The following is an 18,847-nucleotide window of genomic DNA, read 5'->3' on the forward strand; positions in this document are numbered from 1 at the left end:
GCGCTTACTGCTTGATCGGAGCGTTAAGCTCGTCGACCGTCACGGCGGGCGCGGCGACCGGCGCGGGCACGGCTTCGGTCAGCATCGAGGCGGGCGGGATCGGCTTGTTGTCGGCGGCGACCGACACCTGCACCATGCGCGACATCACTTCGGGCGGCTCGCCCTTATGGATCGCGTCGACATATTGCATGCCCGAGATGACGCGGCCGAACGCGGTGTAGCGGCGGTCGAGGCTGAAGCGCGGCTGGAGCATGATGAAGAACTGGCTGTTCGCGCTGTCCTCGCTCTCGGCGCGCGCCATCGAAAGCGTGCCGCGCAGATGCGGGGTCGGGTTGAATTCGGCCTTGAGGTCGGGAAGCTGCGAGCCGCCCTGCCCGGACGCGGTCGGATCGCCCGTCTGCGCCATAAAGCCGTCGATCACGCGGTGGAACTTGATCCCGTCGTAAAAGCCCGCGCGCGCGAGCTGCTTCAACCGCTCGACATGGTTCGGCGCGACATTGGGATAGAGCTGGACCACGATCCGGCCGCCCGTCGAAAGGTCGATGTTGAGCATATATTCGGGGACGTTGATATATTGGTCGGGCGTCATCGCGGGCACCGCGGGCGCTTCCACCGCAGGGGTTCCCTCGGCCGCCGCGGGCGCGGGCGCAGTCGGGGTTTCGACCGGCGCGGGCGGCGGCGTTTCGACGGGCGGCGCCGGCTGGCTTTGCTCGGGGTTCGGCCCCGGTGCGGGCGGCGCATCCTGCGCGACGGCCGTGCCTACGAGACCGAACGCCATCGCCGTAAGAACCAAGGGGCGGAAGGATGATTTCATGCTGGATCGGCCTTTGGATAATAAACTGGATTTGCGCCCCGATGGCGCGCCCTAGCCGGAAAAAGCTGAACGCTCAATGATCGGTATCAGCGCTCGCCCTGGAGGAGCCCCCGCTCGGCGATGCGCGCGACGACGGCATCGCGCACCGACGGCGTCACGAATTTCCGGATATCGCCGCCGAAGATCGCGATTTCCTTGACCAGCCGCGATGCGATCGGTTGCAGCCCGACGTCGGCCATCAGGAACACCGTCTCGATCCGGTCGTTGAGCTGCTGGTTCATCCCCGCCATCTGATATTCATATTCAAAGTCGGCGACCGCGCGCAGCCCGCGGACGATCATGGTCGCCCCCTCGCGCTCGGCGAAATCCATCAGCAGCGCATTGAAACCGACGACGCGGATATCGCCCTCGATCGACGCGACCTCGGCCTTCACCATGTCGATGCGCTCGTCGTCATCGAACATCGGCGACTTGGTGATATTGGTCGTGACCCCGATGACCAGCCGGTCGACCAGCTTCGCGCCGCGGCGGATGATGTCCATATGCCCGAGCGTGATCGGGTCGAAGGTTCCGGGATAAACCCCAATGCGCATCAACGGTCCCTTTCCACCACATAACGGGCGATCGCGCGCAGCAGCGCCGCCTCTTCGCCAAAACTCGCGAGATGTCCGATCGCCTGGTCGACGAGCGCGGTCGCCTGTTCGCGCGCGCGTTCGAGCCCCATCAAGGTGACGAAGGTCGCCTTGCCCGCGGCATCGTCCTTGTGCAGCGCCTTGCCCGCAAGCGCCTCGTCGCCTTCGACGTCCATGATGTCATCGGCGATCTGGAACGCGAGCCCGATGTCGCGCGAATAGGCGCGCAGCGGCGCGCGCCCCTCGGGCGGGATGCGCGCAAGGATCGCGCCGGCCTCGACCGAAAAGGCGATCAGCGCCCCGGTCTTGAGTTGCTGGAGCCGCGTCACCGTCGGCAGGTCGAAATTCGACGTCTCGGCGGCGAGGTCCATCATCTGGCCGCCCGCCATCCCCGCCGGGCCCGCGGCGCGCGCGAGTTCGCAGCAGAGCTCGCCGCGCACGAAGGGATCGGCGCTCGTCACCGGGTCGCACAGCCATTCGAACGCGAGGGCGTGGAGCGAATCGCCCGCGAGCACCGCGGTCGCCTCGTCGAACGCCTTGTGCACCGTCGGTTTGCCGCGGCGCATGTCGTCATCGTCCATGCACGGCAGGTCGTCGTGGATCAGCGAATAGACGTGCATCGCCTCGACCGCCGCCCCGACGCGCAGGGTCAGCGTGCGATCGACGTGGAACAGATCGCCCGCGGCGCGAACGAGCAGCGGACGCAGCCGCTTGCCGCCGGCCACCGCCGCATGGCGCATCGCTTCGTAGAGCGGCCCGCGCGGGTCGGACGGAACGGCGAGCAGTTGATCGAACAGCGTGTCGATCCCGGCCGCAACCTCATTCTGGGTGGCAAGCAGCAATTGCCTCTCGCGCGAAACTTCGCTGTCGACGAGCGCCACCGTGGATCAGCTTTCGCCGAAGGGGGTCGTTCCCGCCGGCCGGCCGTCGACACCCAGGCTGACCTGTTCGATGCGCGCCTGCGCCGCGGCGAGCCGCGCCTCGCAATGGCCGCGCAGCGCATGGCCGCGCTCATAAAGCGTCACCGATTCCTCGAGGCTGACATCGCCGCTCTCGAGCCTTCGCACGATCGTTTCGAGCTCGCCCATCGCGGCTTCGAACGACAGCGAGGCGATATCGGCGGCGCCAAAGCCTTCTCGAGCGGGTTCGGGGGTGTCCGTCATCGCCCTGCTTTGGCCCCTTCGCCCCCGTCCGGTCAAGCTTGACGTGGTGATTTTGCCCTATAGCGTCGCGCCATGTTCATCGGCCATTTCGCCCCGGCGCTGATCGTCGCGGCCCGTCCAAAGGCGGCGGGGCTCGGGACATTGTTCGTCGCGGCGCAGCTGATCGATATCGGTTTTGCCGCATTGCTGGTCCCGGGGATCGAGGCGATGCGGATCGTCCCCGGCATCGCCGTGATGAACCCGATGGACCTGTACCACATGCCCTATACGCACAGCCTGCTCGGGGCGCTGATCTGGGCCAAGATATTCGGCGTGCTCGTCTGGTTCGCGACCAAGCGCAAAGGGGCGGCGATCGGCGCCGCGCTGGTCGTGGTGTCGCACTGGTTCATCGACCTTCTCGTCCATATTCCCGATCTGACGCTCTATGGCATGCCGCCCAAATTGGGGCTCGGGCTCTGGAATCATCCGCTGATCGCGATGCCGCTCGAGATATTGCTGATCGGCGGCGCCTTTCTTTATTATCAGCGCCGCACCGAAGCGCCGGGCGGCAACCGCCGGCTCTGGATACTCGCCGGGCTGCTCGCCTTTGCGCAGGCGATCGACTGGTTCGGCCCGAAGGAGCCCGCCTATTCGCTCGCCGTCCCCGCGACGATGCTCTTCGCTTATGCGCTGCTCGCCGGGACCGCGGCGTGGGCGGGCGCCAACCGGCGGCTCGCGGTGTCCGTCCGCACCTGACCCCTTCGCGCCGCGCAATCACGCTTCTGTTTTTTGCAATTGCCCGCGCCGCGCGAGCCGGTCATGCTGCACTGCACAAGAAGAGAGGGGCTCAAAGGCAAGTTTTGTTCATCAGACAAGGACTTGCATCATGAAAAAATTCATTCTCCCCGCCCTCGGCCTGCTCGCGCTGGCGCCGTCCGTCGCCTTCGCGAAGGATGCGCCGACCAACCGCTTCGAGCATGAAGGCAGTACCTACAGCTATAGCGTCACGCAGGTCGGCGACACGCGCGTGATCAGCGGCGTCGAGGAACGTACCGGCAAGCCGTTCACGCTCCGCGTCGGCCAGCACCGCGTGCGCGGCACCGTCGGTTCGCAGCAGGTCAGCTTCGCGCTGCGCGACGTCGCGCCGCTCGTGAAGCCGTCGGCCACCCTCGCCTCGCGCTAAACCCTCCCTCCGACCGCAGACCCCATGGTGCAAAATGCATCATGGGGTCTGTTCGTTTTGCGCCTGTGCGGCTAAAGGCGCGCCATGACTCAGCAAGCGCCCGCCATCACCCCCGAAATCGTCGCCGAACATGGGCTTTCGCCCGAGGAATATGATCGCGTCCTGCACGCGCTCGGGCGCGAGCCGAACCTTGTCGAACTCGGCATCTTCTCGGTCATGTGGTCCGAGCATTGCAGCTATAAAAGCTCGCGCCTCCACCTCAAGAAACTGCCGACCGAGGCGCCCTGGGTGATCTGCGGCCCCGGTGAGAATGCCGGCGTCATCGACATCGGCGAAGGCGAAGGCGGCAAGAAGCTCGCCGCGATCTTCAAGATGGAGAGCCATAACCACCCGTCGTACATCGAACCCTATCAGGGCGCGGCGACCGGGGTCGGCGGCATCCTCCGCGACGTCTTCACGATGGGCGCGCGCCCGGTCGCAAACCTCAACGCGCTGCGCTTCGGCCGCCCCGACCATCCGAAGATGAAGCATCTGATCTCGGGCGTCGTCCACGGCATCGGCGGTTACGGCAATTGTGTCGGCGTCCCGACGGTCGGCGGCGAGGTCAATTTCCACAAGGCGTATGACGGCAACATCCTCGTCAACGCGATGACCGTCGGCGTCGCCGAACAGGACAAGATCTTCTATTCGGCCGCATCGGGCGTCGGCAATCCGATCGTCTATGTCGGATCGAAAACCGGCCGCGACGGTATCCATGGCGCGACGATGGCGTCGGCCGACTTCGGCGAGGATGCCGAGGAAAAGCGCCCGACGGTACAGGTCGGCGATCCCTTCACCGAAAAATTGCTGATCGAGGCGTGCCTCGAACTCATGGCGTCGGACGCGATCGTCGCGATCCAGGACATGGGCGCCGCGGGCCTCACCTCCTCGTCGGTCGAAATGGCGTCGAAGGGCGGCGTCGGCCTCCACCTCAAGATGGACGATGTGCCGCAGCGCGAAACCGGCATGACGGCGTATGAGATGATGCTGTCCGAATCGCAGGAACGCATGCTGATGGTGCTGAAGCCCGGTCGCGAAGATTTCGCCGCCGCGATCTTCCACAAATGGGAACTCGACTTCGCGGTCATCGGCACCGTCACCGACACCGGCCGTATGGTGCTCGAGCATAAAGGCGAGATCGTCTGCGACATCCCGCTCGCGCCGCTCGCCGACGACGCGCCGCTTTATGACCGGCCGCACGTCCCGACGCCGAAGCAGGCTGACCTCACCAACGTCCCCGAGACGAAGGATGTCGCCGCGGACCTCAAGGCGTTGATGGGCACCCCCGACATCGCCAGCCGCCGCTGGATCTGGGAACAATATGACAGCCAGGTCGGCGGCGACACGGTGCAGATCGGCGGCGACGCCGCGCTCGTCCGCATCCACGGCACCAACCGCGCGCTCGCGATGTCGACCGACTGCACCCCGCGCTATTGCTATGCCGATCCCGTCGAGGGCGGCAAGCAGGCGGTCGCCGAGACCTGGCGCAACATCAGCGCGGTCGGCGCGACGCCGCTCGCGATCACCAATTGCCTCAACTTCGCGAACCCGCAGCGCCCCGAAATCATGGGGCAGATCGTCGGCTGTCTCGACGGCATGGCACAGGCGTGTATCGCGCTCGACTATCCGATCGTGTCGGGCAACGTCAGCCTCTATAATGAGAGCAAGGCGACCGGCGGCGGCAGCGCGATCCTGCCGACCCCCGCGATCGGCGGCGTCGGCGTGATCGAGGATCTCGGCAAAGCGGTCGGTATCGGCTTTAAGCGCACCGGCGACATCGTGCTCGCGGTCGGCGAACGCGCCGGCCACCTCGGCCAGTCGGTGTGGCTCCGCGAAATCCTCGGCCGCGAGGAAGGCCCGCCGCCGCCCGTCGACCTTCGCGCCGAAAAGCGCACCGGTGACTTCATCCGCGGCGCGATCAACGCCGGCTGGATCACCGCCTGTCACGACGTCTCCGACGGCGGCATGGCGGTGACCCTCGCCGAAATGGCGCTCAAATCGAACATCGGCGTGCTCGTCAGCGAAGAACAGCCGTTCGGCGTCGCCGAAAGCTTCTTCGGCGAGGATCAGGGGCTTTACCTCGTGACGGTGTGCGACACCTGCCTCGCCGACTTCCTCGACGCCGCGGGCCGCGCCGACGTGCCGGTCGATCCGGTCGGCCGCACGATCAAGGATCGCATCGTCTTCGAACTCGAAGGCAGCGACCATCAGGTGACGCTCGCCGAACTGCGCGAAGCGCATGAAGGCTTTTTCCCGAACCTGATGGGAGCCGACGCGGCGCTGGCTTGATATTCCCACCTCGTCATCCCGGCGAAGGCCGGGATCTCGCCGGTGCGGCAGGACGCGACGATGAGATCGTGTTTCAGAGTCACGTGCCTCTGAACACCCATCGCCGGGATGACGGAGGTATTTAAGTCATGAGCATCTATGTCGGCGTCGGGGGCTGGACCTTCGAACCATGGCGCGGCCCCTTCTACCCCGCCGGCCTCCCGCAAAAGCGCGAGCTCGAATATGCCGGCCAGCATCTGACCGGCATCGAGATCAACGGCACCTATTATGGCAGCCAGAAGCCCGAAACCTTCGCCAATTGGGCGGAGTCGGTGCCCGACGGGTTCCAGTTCAGCGTCAAGGCGTCACGCTTCACGACCAACCGCAAGGTGCTGGCGGAAGGCGCGGCATCGATCGAGAAATTTCTGACGCAGGGGCTGACGCGGCTCGGCGACCGGCTCGGCCCGATCCACTGGCAGTTCATGGCGACGAAGAAGTTCGACCGCGACGATTTCGCAGGCTTCCTCGATCTGCTTCCCGATACGCAGGACGGCCTGAAGCTGCGCCACGCGATCGAAGTGCGCGACGAAAGCTTCCGCGATCAAGCCTTTATCGACATGGTGCGCGAGCGGAACATGGCGGTCGTCTTCGCCGACAGCGACGAGTTCCCCTGCATCGACGAACAGACCGCCGACTTCACCTATGCGCGGCTCCAGCGATCGCAGGAGGATGTCGAAACCGGTTATGACGACAAGGCGCTCGACGGCTGGGCGAAGCAAGCGCGCGACTGGGCGAAGGGCAACCGCGACGTCTATCTCTTTTTCATATCCGGCGCGAAGGTCCGCAACCCGGCTGCCGCGCAGACGCTGATCGCCAAGCTCAGCTGACCAACGTCACCCGCCGCCGGTAGCCGGGGGTTGCAGATTATGTTTCCCCCACTCGCATAGCGGCGTCAGCGCTTCGTTGAGCGATGCCCCCAAGGGGGTCACCGAATAATCGACACGCGGGGGAACCTGATGGAACATCTCGCGGTGGACCAGGCCATCGGCTTCCATTTCCCGCAATTGCTGGATCAGCATCTTTTCGCTGATTCCGTCGATGCGCCGCTTGAGCGCGCCGAAGCGCACCGGGGTGCCGTGAAGCTCCCAAAGAATCAGCGCCTTCCACTTCCCGCCGATAATCGCGAACACCGGCCCAAGACCGTCATTATAGGGTTGATTGCGTGTCGTCATGATCGCCAATTCTTACCTGAAAGTGTGTACCTGATAAAATAGTAGGTAGTTGATCAATCGAAAGTATCACGCCACCCCTTTGCGTCAACAAGACATGGCAGCCGCGCCGTGTCCCACGCGAAAGGATCGGCCGATATGCCGGAAAAACTGCTCATTCTTGTCGGAAGCCCGCGCAGGAACGGAAACACCGCGACGCTTGCCGAAGCCGTCCGGCGCGGCGCCGAGGCGGCGGGCAGCGATGTCGTGCTGCGATTTCTGGATGACCATATTTCGGGGTTTCTGCGCGATTGCCGCCAATGCCGCGGGCCCGATGGGGAATGCGCGATCGACGACCCGTATCGCGCCCTGTTCTTCGACGAGTTCTTGCCCGCGCGCGGGGTGATCTTTTGTTCGCCCATCTATTGGTACGGCGTGTCGGCCCAGATCAAGGCGTTCTTCGATCGCAGCTTCTGCTATTATGCGGCCTCCTATCCGGGCTCGCAGGACGCGCTTGCGGCGATGGCCGGCAAACGGCTCGGCTTGGTGCTCGCGTCCGAGGAAACATATCCCGGCGTCGCGCTCGGCATTATCCACCAGATTCAGGAATTTTCCCGCTACACCAATTCGGACTTCGTCAACGTAGTGCGCGGGGCCGGCAACAGCCGCGGCGAAGTGCGAAACGATCCGGCGAACCCGGTCGGCGACGCCGAACGCCTGGGCCGGGAGATATTTTCGCGCTCCTATTCCGACTACAGGCTGGAGACGCCGCGCAGCCCGCGCGTCTGGCCGGAAAGCGTAGGCTGAGCACCGGGTTCCCCGGCTTTCGCCGGGGAACAGTTCAGGCCATCGCAGCCTTTGCCGCGAGGAAGTTGTACGGATCGATCCCACGGTTGCGGTACGCGCGGTGCGCTTCCTGATAGAGCGTCGGCTCGCCGATCCCCAGCCGCGCACGCGCGGCTTCGAGCGGTTCGGCGAGCAGCGAGCGGATATCCTGCTCGATGATCGCCTTCGCCGCCTTGCCGTGGCGCTGGCCCTGGCGGATCGCGCCGAACACCGGCGCGTCGCTTTTGACGCCGCGCTTCACCTCATAACCGCCGGCATAGGCGATGAAGAAATTGCCGTAGTTGCCCGTCTGGCCATAGGTGAAGCCGAGCACGCACTGTTCGCCGAGCGCGTCGCGGCCATAGCCGGTCAGGATATGGAACAGGTCGTGCGTGTCGCGCAGGCGATTGCTGTACCATTGCACCTGATCGTCGAACTTGGGACGGCCCATCTTGTCGCTTTCGGCGACGAGCCCCGCGGCCGAGAGGCCTTCGCGGCGCATGAAGGTGACATAGGCGTGGCCGACGCTGCCCTCGGGCAGTTCGTCGATCCATGCATGGTCGTCGAGCAGGTCGGGCAGATAGGGTTCGCGTTCCATCAGCTTCTGGCCGAAATCGCTTTCGACGAAGGCGCGCGCGTCGTCCATGAAGCCCTTGCGCGGCAAATTTTCAAAGATGTGGAACACCTGTTCGGTGTCTTCCTTGTCCGCGATCAGCTTGCGGAAGTGCTGGAACGCCTTGAACGGGCGGAACTTCTGCGGCTGGCGGTCGGGGTGGGAGAAGATGGTGGGGGTCATGGCTGGCCTCGTCCGAATCAGGTGATGATGCTCAGATAGCATTACTGACATAGATGTCAATAGTAGGTTAAAGCGCTGGACGGATCGTCGCCCCAACCGTTATAGGCGAATAATACAGTGGAGGGCGATATGCGCGAAGATAGACAAGTTGCAAGCGAACGCCTCGTCACCCTCGACGCGCTGCGCGGCTTCGCCGTGATGGGCATTTTGGCGATGAACATCGCCGCCTTTGCGATGCCCGAAATGGCTTACGTCTCCCCCAAAGCCTATGGCGGCGACACGGGGTCGGATATCGCCGCCTGGGCGCTCGGCTTCCTCCTCTTCGACGGCAAGATGCGCGGGCTGTTCTCGATCCTGTTCGGCGCGAGCATGGTCCTGATCGTCGACCGCGCGGAGGCGTCGGGACAGGATCCGGGCTCGGTCCATTACCGCCGGATGGCGTGGCTCGCGGTCTTCGGTCTCTGCCATTATGTCTTCCTCTGGTGGGGCGACATCCTGTTCCTTTATGCCGCCGTCGGCTGCGTCGCCTTCCGCTTCCGCGCGTGGGAACCGCGCCGATTGATCAAATGGGCGCTGGGCATCTTCACCCTCGGTGTCGTCCTGACGTCGCTCTTCTTCGGCGCGCAGCTTGCGATCGGAAGCGCGGCCGACAATCCCGCTTCGCCGATGGCCGAGGCGGGCCGCGAGGTCCGCGCCGAATATGCCAAGATCGACGGCGAGGTGACCGAGGAGCTCGCACTCTATCGCGGCCCCTATCTACCGATCCTCAACTCACGGCTCGATACCGCGATCAATCCGTTCGTCGGCGTGCTGATGACGATATGGGAGACGCTGCCGCTGATGATGCTCGGCATGGCGCTGTTCCGCAACGGCTTCCTGACGGGGGCATGGGCGGCGGCCGACTACCGGCGGATCGCGCTGCGCTGGCTGCCTCCCGGCGTGCTGCTGACATTGCTCGTCGGCTGGCTCCAGTGGCGCGCGGGCTTCGATTATCTCGTCGCGGTCAATGCCTTCATGGCGTGGGCGGGGCCGGGACGACTGATGATGACGATCGCCTATGCCGCGCTGCTCGTGCTGCTGATCCGGCGCGCTGCTGCCAGCGCCTGGATAACCCGCGTCGCCGCAACAGGCCGCGCCGCCTTCTCCAACTATCTCGGCACCAGCATCGTGATGACGACGATCTTCTATGGCTATGGGATCGGCCTGTTCGGCGACGTCGGCCGCTGGACGCTCTATCTCTTCTGCATCGCTATGTGGGCGGTCATGCTGCTCTGGTCGAAGCCGTGGCTCGACCGCTATCGCTATGGCCCGCTCGAATGGCTGTGGCGCAGCCTCGCGCGCGGGTCGCTGCAACCGATGCGTCAGTAGCCGACCGCGCGGCCGAAACCCGTCGGACGGCGCTGGACGAGCGGGTTCGCTTCGCGTTCGAGCGCGCCGAGCGTCTCCTCGAACAGCCGGCGCAGTTCGACGACGCGCGGCAGATATTCTTCGGGGCTCGTCTGGCTTTCGACGCAATGGCGCGCGAAGACTTCGATATCCTCGGCGAGCGCGCCGAGTTTTTCGCCGCCGAACTGCCGCGCTTCGCTTTTCAGCGTGTGCGCGGGCATGACGAGACCGCGGGCATCGCGCGCGCGCATCGCCTCTTCGATGGCGGCGACCGATTTGGTGCCGTCTTCGCGAAAATAGCCGAGAATCCGTACGAACGCGGCGCCCAACTGGGTGCGCGTCGCGCGAAACTCATCCCAATCGACCAGGATTTCGTCCAATGCTTTAGTCCCTTGGTGTTCAAATTCGGCCGTGGTCCCAACCGGTCCATGCCGAAGTTGGGTAAAAAAGACGTTACGGTGTCAGGGGTGCCGCAAAGAAAGTCGCCCCGTTTTGGGTCAGCGTCGGACGCGCCAGCGTCCCTCGTCGGCGGTCGCGACATCGGTCTCGACCGACCAGCCATGCTCGCCCGCAAGCGCCGCAACCTCGCGCCCCGCCTGCGGATCGTCGGCGATCAGCAGCACGTCGGACGCATCGCGCATCGCGCGCGCGAGCCTGAGCGCGGGCCAGGGGCAGCGCATGCCGCGCGCATCGACGACCAGCGCCTCCAATGTCTTAGGCGTCGTCATTCATCATAGGGATTGCGCGAATTGCGGAAGTTGAGGCGTACCGGAACGCCCTGGAAACCCAATTCCTTGCGCATGCCATTGACCAGATAGCGCGTATAGCTTCCGGGCAAGCTATCGGTCCGCGTGCCGAAGACGACGAAGGTCGGCGGCCGGGTGCGCGCCTGCGTGATATAGCGCAGCTTGATCCGCTTGCCGCCGGGTGCCGGCGGCGGGTTGTTTTCGACCGCATTTTCGAACCAGCGGTTGAGTTTCGCGGTCGAGACGCGGTTGGTCCAGATCGCGCGCTGTTCGAACGCGACGCGAACCAGCGTGTCGATGCCCTTGCCCGTCGCGCCCGAAATGCTGAGAACCGGAACGCCCTTGACCTGGCTGAGCCCGTCCTCGAGCGCGGCGCGCACGCCGTTGAACAGCGACGACGGGTCTTCGGCGACATCCCATTTGTTGAGCGCGACGATCAGCGCGCGGCCTTCCTGCAGCACCCGGTCGGCGATGTGCAGATCCTGCGACTCAAGGCCTTTGGTGGCGTCGAGCAGCAGGACGACGACCTCGGCGAAATCGACCGCGTGGAGCGCGTCGGCGACCGAGAGCTTTTCGAGCTTTTCGACCACCTTGGCGCGCTTTCGCATGCCCGCGGTGTCGAACAGCTGGATCTCGTGGACCTCGCCGTCCTTTTCCCATTGCCAGTCGACGCGGATCGAATCGCGCGTGATCCCGGCTTCGGGCCCGGTGATCAGGCGGTCCTCGCCAATCATGCGGTTGATCAGCGTCGACTTGCCCGCGTTGGGGCGGCCGACGATCGCGAGCTTCAGCGGACCGAGCGGCGCGTCTTCATCCTCTTCGTCGCCTTCGACCGGCGGGGGCACCGCTTCGAACGCGGCGGCGTCAAATGCATCGACGATCGGGCGCAGCGCGTCGAACAGATCGACGACGCCCTCGCCATGCTCGGCGCTGAGCGCGATCGGATTGTCGAAGCCGAGCGAATAGCTCTCCATCAAGCCGTTTTCGCCCTGTTTCCCCTCGGCCTTGTTGACGACGAGGATGATCGGCGTGTCCTCGCTACGCAGCCAGCGCGCGATTTCCTCGTCGAGCGGGGTCACGCCGGCACGGCCGTCGATCATGAACAGCGCCGCATCGGCCTCGCGCACCGCCTTTTCGGTCTGCACGCGCATGCGGCCGGGCAAGGTCGCGGCGTCATAATCCTCGAAACCCGCGGTATCGACGATGCGAAAATCGAGGCCGAGCAGATGGCCGTCGCCCTCGCGGCGGTCGCGCGTCACCCCGGGCTGGTCGTCGACGAGCGCAAGGCGCTTGCCGACCAGCCGGTTGAACAGCGTCGATTTGCCGACATTGGGCCGGCCGACAATGGCAATCGTCGCGAATCGCGACATGAGACTTATCCCTATTACACCGGGCCGCCCCGGCCCGGACGCTGTATCAGCGCCAGGCCGTGATCTGCCCGTCGTCCGCGAGGACGTACAAAATATTGTTCGCAACCACGGGGGCCTGCGACAGCGGCGATTTGAATTCGGTCGTACCGAGGAGCGAGCCGTCGGTCGGCGAGAATTCCGACAAGACGCCCTCGCTGTTGACCGCGATCAGACGGCCGCCGGCGAGAATCGGTCCGGTCCAGCGGATCGGGTCCTTCTTCTTCTTTTCGGTTTCGACGCGGAAGCGTGCGAGCTGTTGCAGCCAGCGCACCTTGCCGTTCGCGCGCGCGACGGCCAGCAGTTTGGCGTCGTCGGTCATCGCATAGACCCATTCGCCGACGACATAAGGCGTCGAGATGCCGGCGATCGAGATTTCCCAGCTGCGCTGGCCGGTGACGAGTTCATAGCTCGCCATACGGCCACCCTGCCCGAGCGCGAAGACGCGGCCGCGATCGACGACCGGATCGGCGTCGACGTCGGTGAGCGTCGACACCGACAGCGCCATCGAGGTGCGCGCGAGCGCGTCTTCCCACAGGTCGCGGCCGTTTTCGTAACGATAGGCCTGGACCTCGCCCGACGAGAAGCCGGCGACGATCGTCCCCTGCCCCGCCGCGGGCGACGCGGCGCCGAACACGCTGCCCGCCTCTGCCGATGCGGTGGCCTGCCACTGCACCGCACCATCAGCGGCGTTGAGCGCGAAAATCTGGTTGTCCTGGCTGATGACATAGACACCGCCAAAGGCAATCGTCGGCGCGCCGCGCAGCGGGCCCGCGGGTTTCACCTTCCAGATCACCGATCCGTCGGCGACGTTCAGCGCCGCGACGTCACCGACGCCGCTGGTCGCATAAACGACATTGCCGTCGACCCCGGCGCCGCCGCCGAACAGCGACGCCTTGAAATCCTTGCCGGTACTGCCGATCGGCACGCTCCACAATTTCGCGCCGGTGTCGGCGGCGAAGGCGGTGACCACGGCGTCGGTATCGACGACGAACAGGCGGTTGTCGGCGATCACCGGCGAGGCGGCGATCCGCTGCTTGTTGGTGCTGCCCGCGATATTGGCTTCCCACAGCTTCGTCCGCGTCGCGGCGAGCGCCGGATGGCCCATCGATTTCGATGCGTTGCCGCCCGACTGCGCCCAGGCGGCGTTGACCGCCGGTTCGGGCAGCACGACCGCGATCGACGCGGTGGCCGGATCGACCTTGACGCTGTTGTCGTTCGACAGGATCGAGACGCGGTCACCGACCGTCGGGGTCTTTGGCGGACCGTCGCCCTTCAGCACCCCACATGCCGTCAGCGGCAGCGCGAGTAGCGCCGCATAAATTCCGAAACGCGCTTTCCGCATATTAATTGGCTTCCTCAGTCTTTGCGGCTGCAGCGGCCTTTGGCGCGGCATTGCCTTTCTGGTCCCCGGCGGCGGCGGCTTGCGCCGCGCCCTTGTTTTCGGCTGCGGCGCTTTCGTCCGCCCGGTCCGCGACCGCATCGACGCCGAGCATCCCCGCCATCTGCACCGAGCGCGATTGCAGCGATTTGGCCACATTGGGCAGTTTGGCGATGCGGCCATACAGCGCGCCCGCCTGGTCGAACTGGCCCAGCTGGTAATGCGCGGTCGCCGACAGTTCGGCGGCACTCGCGAACCAGCTCGACGCCGGATCCTTCGCATCGACCATCGGCTTCATCCGCGCGATCACCACTTCGGGCTTCAGCGTGTCATATTCGAACGCCGTCTGGCGGATCAGCGCGAGATCGCGCAGCGCCTGGTCGAGCTTCGTATCGGCGGCGACTTTCGCCATCAGGGCGGCGGCGGCCTTCAGATCGCCGGTCTGCGCCTTGATGTTCGCTTGCTGCATCTGCGCGACCGCGCGATAGGCGGGATCGCCTTCGGCGGCGAGCTTCTGCAGATCGGTCGCCGCGGCGCGCGGCTGGTTGGTGCCGAGCTTTTCGAACGCCGCGATCAATTCTTCGGCCTGCTCGCCGCGCGCGGCATCCTGCTGGTGGCTCCAGAAGAGATAGCCGCCGAACGCCAGCAGGGCGGCGATGACGCCGCCGATGATCCAGCGGCCATAGCGCTGCATGATCGTATCGAGCCGGTCCTTGCGGACGGCTTCGTCGACTTCCTGCAACAGCGCGGCATCATTCGTCGGGCTCAGCGCCAATCAAACCTCCATATACTCGTCATGGCTCTGGGCACGCGTCCCGCCGGTCGCTTCCTTAGCGACAGCACGGAAAAAGGCCAAGCGTTTCACTTTGCGCGGATCGCCGAGCCTTCAACCTGCGTAGGTCTGATCCTCGGTCGGGAATGAACGGGACCTGACTTCGTCGGCATAGTCCTTGACCGCGCCTTCGACGACGCTCGCCATATTTCCATAGCGCTTCACGAACTTGGGAACGCGTTCGAACATGCCGAGCATGTCATCGGTGACGAGCACCTGGCCATCGCACTCTGCCGAAGCGCCGATACCGATCGTCGGGCAATCGACCTTGTTCGTGATCTCGATCGCGATCGATTCGAGCACGCCTTCGATCACGATCGAAAAGGCGCCGGCCTGTGCGACGGCAATCGCGTCTTCGACGATCGAGCGCGCTTCTTCCTCGCTCTTGCCGCGCACGCCATAGCCGCCGAGGATGTTCACCGCCTGCGGGGTCAGTCCGACATGACCCATCACCGGAATGCCGCGCTGGGTGAGGAATTCGATCGTCGGGGCCAGCACCTTGCCGCCCTCGACCTTCACCGCCGCCGCGCCGGTTTCCTTGAGCAGCCGCGCGGCATTGTCGAACGCCTGCTGCGGGCTGCCCTCATAGCTGCCGAACGGCATGTCGACGATTACCGCGGCGTGATAGCTGCCGCGCACGACGGCGGCGCCGTGCAGCGCCATCATGTCCATCGTCACCCCGACGGTGTGCGGCAGGCCGTAGATCACCTGCGCGAGCGAATCGCCGACGAGCAGCATGTCGCAATGCGGGTCGAGCAGCTGCGCCATGCGGACGGTATAGGCCGTGAGCATCACGAGCGGTTCGCCGCCCTTGCGCTGGCGAATGCGCGGTACGGTGAGGCGTTTCATCGGCTGCGGCGTCGGATTGGCGCGGCTGGTCGATGTGTCGAAGGTGAGCGTTTTCGGGAGCGTGGACATGGGGCGGGGGTCTAGCCCCTCGTGGGCCGGAGCGAAAGGTCGAAGAGCAGCAATGGTAATCCTGCTTGACTCCATGTTATATATTTTTAACATAAAGTCAGACATAACGAACATTGGAGATTCGCAGGATGGCGTTTCGCGAAAAAATCGACTGGCTGAGCTTTGCGGTGATCCTGCTCGGCTTTTCAGCCTATTTCTGGATTTTCCCTTATGGTGTCGGCGACCGCGAGGGCATGGCGGCACAGGCGGGATTGCTGATCGCGCTGGCGATCATCTTCACGATCGTCATGACGACTGCGGCGACGCTGTTTGCGGTGATGCGACCCCGGGATGCAAATGCCCCCGCCGACGAGCGCGACCGCAATATCACGCGGCGCGCCAGCGGCTTCGCTTATTATGTCCTGATCGCCGGGCTTGCCGGCTGTTTCGCGCTCGCGCACATCACGCGCGACCTGGTGCTGGTGCTCAACGCCGTTCTGGCGGCCGCCGTGGTCGCCGAACTCGTCCGGCTGGGACTGCAGATCCGTTTCTATCGGACCGGCGCATGAGGATTGGCAACGCTCGGACAGCCCATCGTCGAGGCCCGCATGGCTAGGCCGCCTTTCACCAACGACATTCGCACGCTCCGCTTCCTCGCCGACGAAATGACGCAGGGCGAGCTTGGCGACCGTGTCGGCGTGACCCGGCAGACGATCGCGGCGATTGAGCAGGGCAAATATTCGCCGTCGCTCGAGGTCGCGTTCCGGATCGCGCACGTCTTCGACAAGCCGCTCGAGGTCGTATTCCAGTGGGATGACGCCAGCGATTGAGACAGCGCGGCCGCGCGGGCCCGGACCGATGCCCCTCCCCGGTGGTGTCGGGCCGGGCCTTAGGCCGCGCTGAGCGCCGCGAGCTGCTCGTCGCTGAGGCGGAGGTCGAGGCTGCCCATCAGCTCGTCCAGCTGCCCCACCGACGTCGCGCTAGCGATCGGCGCGGTCACGCCCGGTTGCGCGGCAACCCATGCGAGGGCGATCTGCGACAGGGTGGCGCCCGTTTCCGCCGCGATGCGGTCCATCGCGGCCAGCACCGCCGGCCCCTTGCCGCCCAGATAGGGTTTGACGCGCGCGCCGCGCGGACTTTTGCCAAGGTCGTCGGCACTGCGATATTTGCCCGAGAGATATCCCGAGGCGAGGCTGAAATAGGTCACGACCCCCAGCCCCTCGTCGATGCAAAGCTGTTGCAGCGCACCTTCATATTGCTCGCGGTCGAGCAGGTTGAGTTCGGGCTGCATCGCGGTGAAGCGCGGCAGACCCCTTTCGTCCGCCACCCGCAGCGCATCCGCCAGGCGCTCCGCCGAATAGTTCGAGGCCCCGATCGCACGCACGATGCCGGCATCGATCAGCTCGGCAAAGGCACCGAGTACTTCGTCGAGCGGCACGTCGGGATCGTCCTTGTGCGCGAAATAGAGGTCGATGACGTCGGTGCCGAGCCGGTCGAGCGAGCCTTGCACGGCCTCGCGAATGCGGTCGGGCTTCAGCCCGCCGGGCATCATGCCGACCTTGGTCGCGATCAACACGCTGTCGCGCGCGCCCCTTTCTTTGAGCCACGCGCCCATCATGCTTTCGGATTCGCCGCCCTTGTGGCCGGGAACCCACGCCGAATAGACGTCGGCGGTGTCGATCATCCCGCCACCAAGCAGGGCGAAGCGGTCGAGAACGGCAAAACTCGCATCGCGCCCCGCGGTCATGCCAAAGACATTGCCGCCGAGGACGAAGGGCCGGATCGACAGGCCGCTCTGGCCCAAGGCTCTTTCGGTCATTGTCCGCTTTCCTTCCTTACCGTCGCCACCGCTTCGCGCGGATTGTCGCTGAACAGGCCGTCGATACCGGTCTTCAGATAGGCGGCGATTTCACCCGCGAGATCGCCATGTCCGGCCGGGTTTACCCCGCCCTTGTCGTCCAGCGGCAGGAAATAATTTTCGCGGCGGAACGTCCACGGATGGACCTTGAGCCCCGCGGCATGCGCATCGCGCACGAGGTCGGTGGGTTTGCCGAGCCGGCCGAGCGCGCCGCGCGGGATCACCATCGCCTTGTTCGGGCCGATGCCGTCGGCATAAGCGGCGATCATTTTCAACCCCGCGCGCGACGTCATGGCGGCATAGCTGGTGCCCGGCCGGTCGGCGGGTCCGCCCTCGCCATCCATCAGCTGGATCAGCGGCAGGTCGCTCCTGGCGCGCAGGTCCATCAGATTGCCGACCTCGAAGCTCTGGATAAACACCGGCGCGGTGCGGCCGCGATAACCGAAGCGATCGAGCACCGCGAGCAACGGCGCCTCGTGCGGCAGGCCGATCGACGCGAAATAGCTCGGGTGCTTGGTTTCGGGATAGACGCCGACAGGCTTCTTCCGGTCCTTGTTGACCTCGGCGAGCAGGGTCAGAATTTCCTCGAAGGTCGGGATTTCGAACTGGCCGTCATATTCGGTGCTGCGCAGCTTCGGCAGCCTTTCGCGCGCGCGCAGCGTCTTGAGTTCGGCCAGCGTGAAATCTTCGGTGAACCAGCCGGTGACCTCCTGCCCGTCGATTGTCTTCGTCGCCTTGCGGGTAGCAAATTCGGGATAAGCGGCGACGTCGGTCGTTTCCGAAATCTCATTCTCATGCCGCGCGACAAGCACGCCGTCCTTGGTCAGCACCAGGTCGGGCTCGATATAATCGGCACCAAGGTCGATCGCGAGCTTGTAACCCGCCAGCGTATGTTCGGGGCGTTCGCCCGACGCGCCGCGATGCGCGATCACGATCGGCGGCTGGCCATCGAGCGTCGGCTGCGCGGTCACGACATCAGCCCCGCAACCGGCGAGCAGCATGAAGGCCAGCAGCGCCGCGAGCGAGCGGATCATGCCGCAAAACGCGCCTGCCAGTCATCGGCCGAAAAGCCGACGCTGATATTGCCCGCGGCCTCGACGACCGGGCGGCGGATCATCGCCGGCTGATCCAGCATCAATGCCTTGGCGGCCGCAGCGTCGAGACCTTCCTTCTCGGCATCGGGCAGCTTGCGAAAGGTCGTCCCGGCCTTGTTGAGCAATTTTTCCCAACCGAGCGCGTCGATCCAGTCCTGCAGCCGCACCGCGTCGAGTCCATCCTTGCGCACGTCGTGAAAGCGATAGGCAACGCCCTGCTCGTCGAGCCAGCGCCGCGCCTTCTTCACCGTGTCGCAGTTCGAAATGCCATAGAGAATCATCGTCATGGACCGAGGACTAGCAGGCGCCGGTTGCAGTTTCGAGGCCGGGAAAGGTCGGA

23 protein-coding genes are annotated in these 18,847 nt (G+C 65.1%); 8 read left to right on the forward strand and 15 right to left on the reverse strand.

The features are described 5' to 3' along the window. Nucleotides 1-4: 4 nt before the first annotated feature. From ACTJI5_RS07445 to ACTJI5_RS07460, 4 genes are all read right to left on the reverse strand, one after another. Nucleotides 5-814 (reverse strand): peptidylprolyl isomerase, encoded by an 810-nt coding sequence (locus tag ACTJI5_RS07445; RefSeq protein ID WP_058536880.1) that lies wholly within the window; start codon nucleotides 812-814, stop codon nucleotides 5-7. 86 nt (nucleotides 815-900) lie between these two features. Further along, nucleotides 901-1,407, reverse strand: a complete 507-nt coding sequence (gene coaD / locus ACTJI5_RS07450) for a pantetheine-phosphate adenylyltransferase (protein ID WP_058536881.1) — start codon at nucleotides 1,405-1,407, stop codon at nucleotides 901-903. Continuing rightward, complete coding sequence (locus ACTJI5_RS07455) at nucleotides 1,407-2,288, reverse strand: polyprenyl synthetase family protein (protein ID WP_440860087.1); 882 nt, start codon at nucleotides 2,286-2,288, stop codon at nucleotides 1,407-1,409. The genes coaD and ACTJI5_RS07455 overlap by 1 nt, the downstream gene beginning before the upstream one ends. A gap of 45 nt (nucleotides 2,289-2,333) precedes the next feature. Continuing rightward, nucleotides 2,334-2,609, reverse strand: coding sequence for an exodeoxyribonuclease VII small subunit (locus ACTJI5_RS07460; protein ID WP_440859854.1), 276 nt, complete (start codon nucleotides 2,607-2,609; stop codon nucleotides 2,334-2,336). Nucleotides 2,610-2,681: 72 nt separating this feature from the next. On the opposite strand from ACTJI5_RS07460, the gene ACTJI5_RS07465 reads away from it, so the two are divergent. The 4 genes from ACTJI5_RS07465 to ACTJI5_RS07480 all read left to right on the forward strand — a co-directional run bounded on the left by ACTJI5_RS07465 (nucleotide 2,682) and on the right by ACTJI5_RS07480 (nucleotide 6,965). Next, nucleotides 2,682-3,344 (forward strand): hypothetical protein, encoded by a 663-nt coding sequence (locus tag ACTJI5_RS07465; RefSeq protein ID WP_440859855.1) that lies wholly within the window; start codon nucleotides 2,682-2,684, stop codon nucleotides 3,342-3,344. Between the two features lie 130 nt (nucleotides 3,345-3,474). Beyond that, the gene (locus ACTJI5_RS07470) at nucleotides 3,475-3,771 is read left to right on the forward strand and encodes a hypothetical protein (RefSeq protein ID WP_310251487.1); all 297 of its coding nucleotides are present in this window, start codon (nucleotides 3,475-3,477) and stop codon (nucleotides 3,769-3,771) included. A gap of 84 nt (nucleotides 3,772-3,855) precedes the next feature. Beyond that, entirely contained in the window at nucleotides 3,856-6,099 is a 2,244-nt protein-coding gene (gene purL / locus ACTJI5_RS07475; RefSeq protein WP_440859856.1) for a phosphoribosylformylglycinamidine synthase subunit PurL, read from the forward strand. Between the two features lie 128 nt (nucleotides 6,100-6,227). Next, nucleotides 6,228-6,965: a DUF72 domain-containing protein gene (locus ACTJI5_RS07480; RefSeq protein ID WP_440859857.1), complete on the forward strand. Its 738-nt coding sequence runs from the start codon at nucleotides 6,228-6,230 to the stop codon at nucleotides 6,963-6,965. 6 nt (nucleotides 6,966-6,971) lie between these two features. Here ACTJI5_RS07480 and ACTJI5_RS07485 read toward each other — a convergent pair whose 3' ends face one another. Continuing rightward, a complete protein-coding gene (locus tag ACTJI5_RS07485; RefSeq protein ID WP_440859858.1) occupies nucleotides 6,972-7,310 on the reverse strand; it encodes a winged helix-turn-helix transcriptional regulator in 339 nt (112 codons plus the stop codon). Between the two features lie 135 nt (nucleotides 7,311-7,445). Between ACTJI5_RS07485 and ACTJI5_RS07490 the strand changes: the two genes are divergently transcribed. Continuing rightward, a complete protein-coding gene (locus ACTJI5_RS07490) occupies nucleotides 7,446-8,093 on the forward strand; it encodes a flavodoxin family protein (protein ID WP_440859859.1) in 648 nt (215 codons plus the stop codon). A gap of 34 nt (nucleotides 8,094-8,127) precedes the next feature. Here ACTJI5_RS07490 and ACTJI5_RS07495 read toward each other — a convergent pair whose 3' ends face one another. Beyond that, nucleotides 8,128-8,907, reverse strand: a complete 780-nt coding sequence (locus tag ACTJI5_RS07495) for a Coq4 family protein (protein ID WP_058536889.1) — start codon at nucleotides 8,905-8,907, stop codon at nucleotides 8,128-8,130. A gap of 129 nt (nucleotides 8,908-9,036) precedes the next feature. Between ACTJI5_RS07495 and ACTJI5_RS07500 the strand changes: the two genes are divergently transcribed. Beyond that, complete coding sequence (locus ACTJI5_RS07500; protein ID WP_440859860.1) at nucleotides 9,037-10,275, forward strand: DUF418 domain-containing protein; 1,239 nt, start codon at nucleotides 9,037-9,039, stop codon at nucleotides 10,273-10,275. Here the strand turns inward: ACTJI5_RS07500 and ACTJI5_RS07505 are convergent. From ACTJI5_RS07505 to panB, 6 genes are all read right to left on the reverse strand, one after another. After that, the gene (locus ACTJI5_RS07505; RefSeq protein ID WP_197411390.1) at nucleotides 10,269-10,673 is read right to left on the reverse strand and encodes an Hpt domain-containing protein; all 405 of its coding nucleotides are present in this window, start codon (nucleotides 10,671-10,673) and stop codon (nucleotides 10,269-10,271) included. The two genes, ACTJI5_RS07500 and ACTJI5_RS07505, sit on opposite strands and share 7 nt — an antisense overlap. A gap of 117 nt (nucleotides 10,674-10,790) precedes the next feature. Beyond that, nucleotides 10,791-11,021 (reverse strand): sulfurtransferase TusA family protein, encoded by a 231-nt coding sequence (locus ACTJI5_RS07510; protein WP_440859861.1) that lies wholly within the window; start codon nucleotides 11,019-11,021, stop codon nucleotides 10,791-10,793. Next, nucleotides 11,018-12,409 (reverse strand): ribosome biogenesis GTPase Der, encoded by a 1,392-nt coding sequence (gene der, locus ACTJI5_RS07515; RefSeq protein ID WP_440859862.1) that lies wholly within the window; start codon nucleotides 12,407-12,409, stop codon nucleotides 11,018-11,020. Before der ends, ACTJI5_RS07510 begins: the two co-directional genes overlap by 4 nt. A gap of 46 nt (nucleotides 12,410-12,455) precedes the next feature. Beyond that, nucleotides 12,456-13,790 carry an outer membrane protein assembly factor BamB family protein gene (locus tag ACTJI5_RS07520; protein ID WP_058536892.1) on the reverse strand — a complete coding sequence of 445 codons (1,335 nt, stop codon included), beginning with the start codon at nucleotides 13,788-13,790 and terminating at the stop codon, nucleotides 12,456-12,458. Between the two features lies 1 nt (nucleotide 13,791). After that, nucleotides 13,792-14,601, reverse strand: a complete 810-nt coding sequence (locus ACTJI5_RS07525; RefSeq protein ID WP_058536893.1) for a tetratricopeptide repeat protein — start codon at nucleotides 14,599-14,601, stop codon at nucleotides 13,792-13,794. 111 nt (nucleotides 14,602-14,712) lie between these two features. Then, nucleotides 14,713-15,576 carry a 3-methyl-2-oxobutanoate hydroxymethyltransferase gene (gene panB / locus ACTJI5_RS07530; RefSeq protein WP_058536894.1) on the reverse strand — a complete coding sequence of 288 codons (864 nt, stop codon included), beginning with the start codon at nucleotides 15,574-15,576 and terminating at the stop codon, nucleotides 14,713-14,715. A 128-nt stretch (nucleotides 15,577-15,704) separates the two neighbouring features. Between panB and ACTJI5_RS07535 the strand changes: the two genes are divergently transcribed. Both ACTJI5_RS07535 and ACTJI5_RS07540 read left to right on the forward strand, forming a co-directional pair. Further along, nucleotides 15,705-16,124 carry a hypothetical protein gene (locus ACTJI5_RS07535; protein WP_058536895.1) on the forward strand — a complete coding sequence of 140 codons (420 nt, stop codon included), beginning with the start codon at nucleotides 15,705-15,707 and terminating at the stop codon, nucleotides 16,122-16,124. Between the two features lie 39 nt (nucleotides 16,125-16,163). Continuing rightward, nucleotides 16,164-16,385 carry a helix-turn-helix transcriptional regulator gene (locus ACTJI5_RS07540; RefSeq protein WP_058537029.1) on the forward strand — a complete coding sequence of 74 codons (222 nt, stop codon included), beginning with the start codon at nucleotides 16,164-16,166 and terminating at the stop codon, nucleotides 16,383-16,385. 59 nt (nucleotides 16,386-16,444) lie between these two features. Here ACTJI5_RS07540 and ACTJI5_RS07545 read toward each other — a convergent pair whose 3' ends face one another. From ACTJI5_RS07545 to ACTJI5_RS07555, 3 genes are read right to left on the reverse strand one after another with little or no spacing between them, the layout of a single operon-like run. Then, on the reverse strand, nucleotides 16,445-17,374 hold the full coding sequence (locus ACTJI5_RS07545; RefSeq protein WP_440859863.1) for an aldo/keto reductase: 930 nt from the start codon (nucleotides 17,372-17,374) through the stop codon (nucleotides 16,445-16,447). Continuing rightward, the gene (locus ACTJI5_RS07550) at nucleotides 17,371-18,447 is read right to left on the reverse strand and encodes a glycerophosphodiester phosphodiesterase (RefSeq protein ID WP_440859864.1); all 1,077 of its coding nucleotides are present in this window, start codon (nucleotides 18,445-18,447) and stop codon (nucleotides 17,371-17,373) included. Before ACTJI5_RS07550 ends, ACTJI5_RS07545 begins: the two co-directional genes overlap by 4 nt. Further along, nucleotides 18,444-18,794 (reverse strand): ArsC family reductase, encoded by a 351-nt coding sequence (locus ACTJI5_RS07555; protein WP_439513365.1) that lies wholly within the window; start codon nucleotides 18,792-18,794, stop codon nucleotides 18,444-18,446. Before ACTJI5_RS07555 ends, ACTJI5_RS07550 begins: the two co-directional genes overlap by 4 nt. Nucleotides 18,795-18,847 lie beyond the last annotated feature (53 nt).

The sequence above is a fragment of the Sphingopyxis sp. 22461 genome (assembly GCF_052044915.1).
Classification (GTDB): domain Bacteria; phylum Pseudomonadota; class Alphaproteobacteria; order Sphingomonadales; family Sphingomonadaceae; genus Sphingopyxis.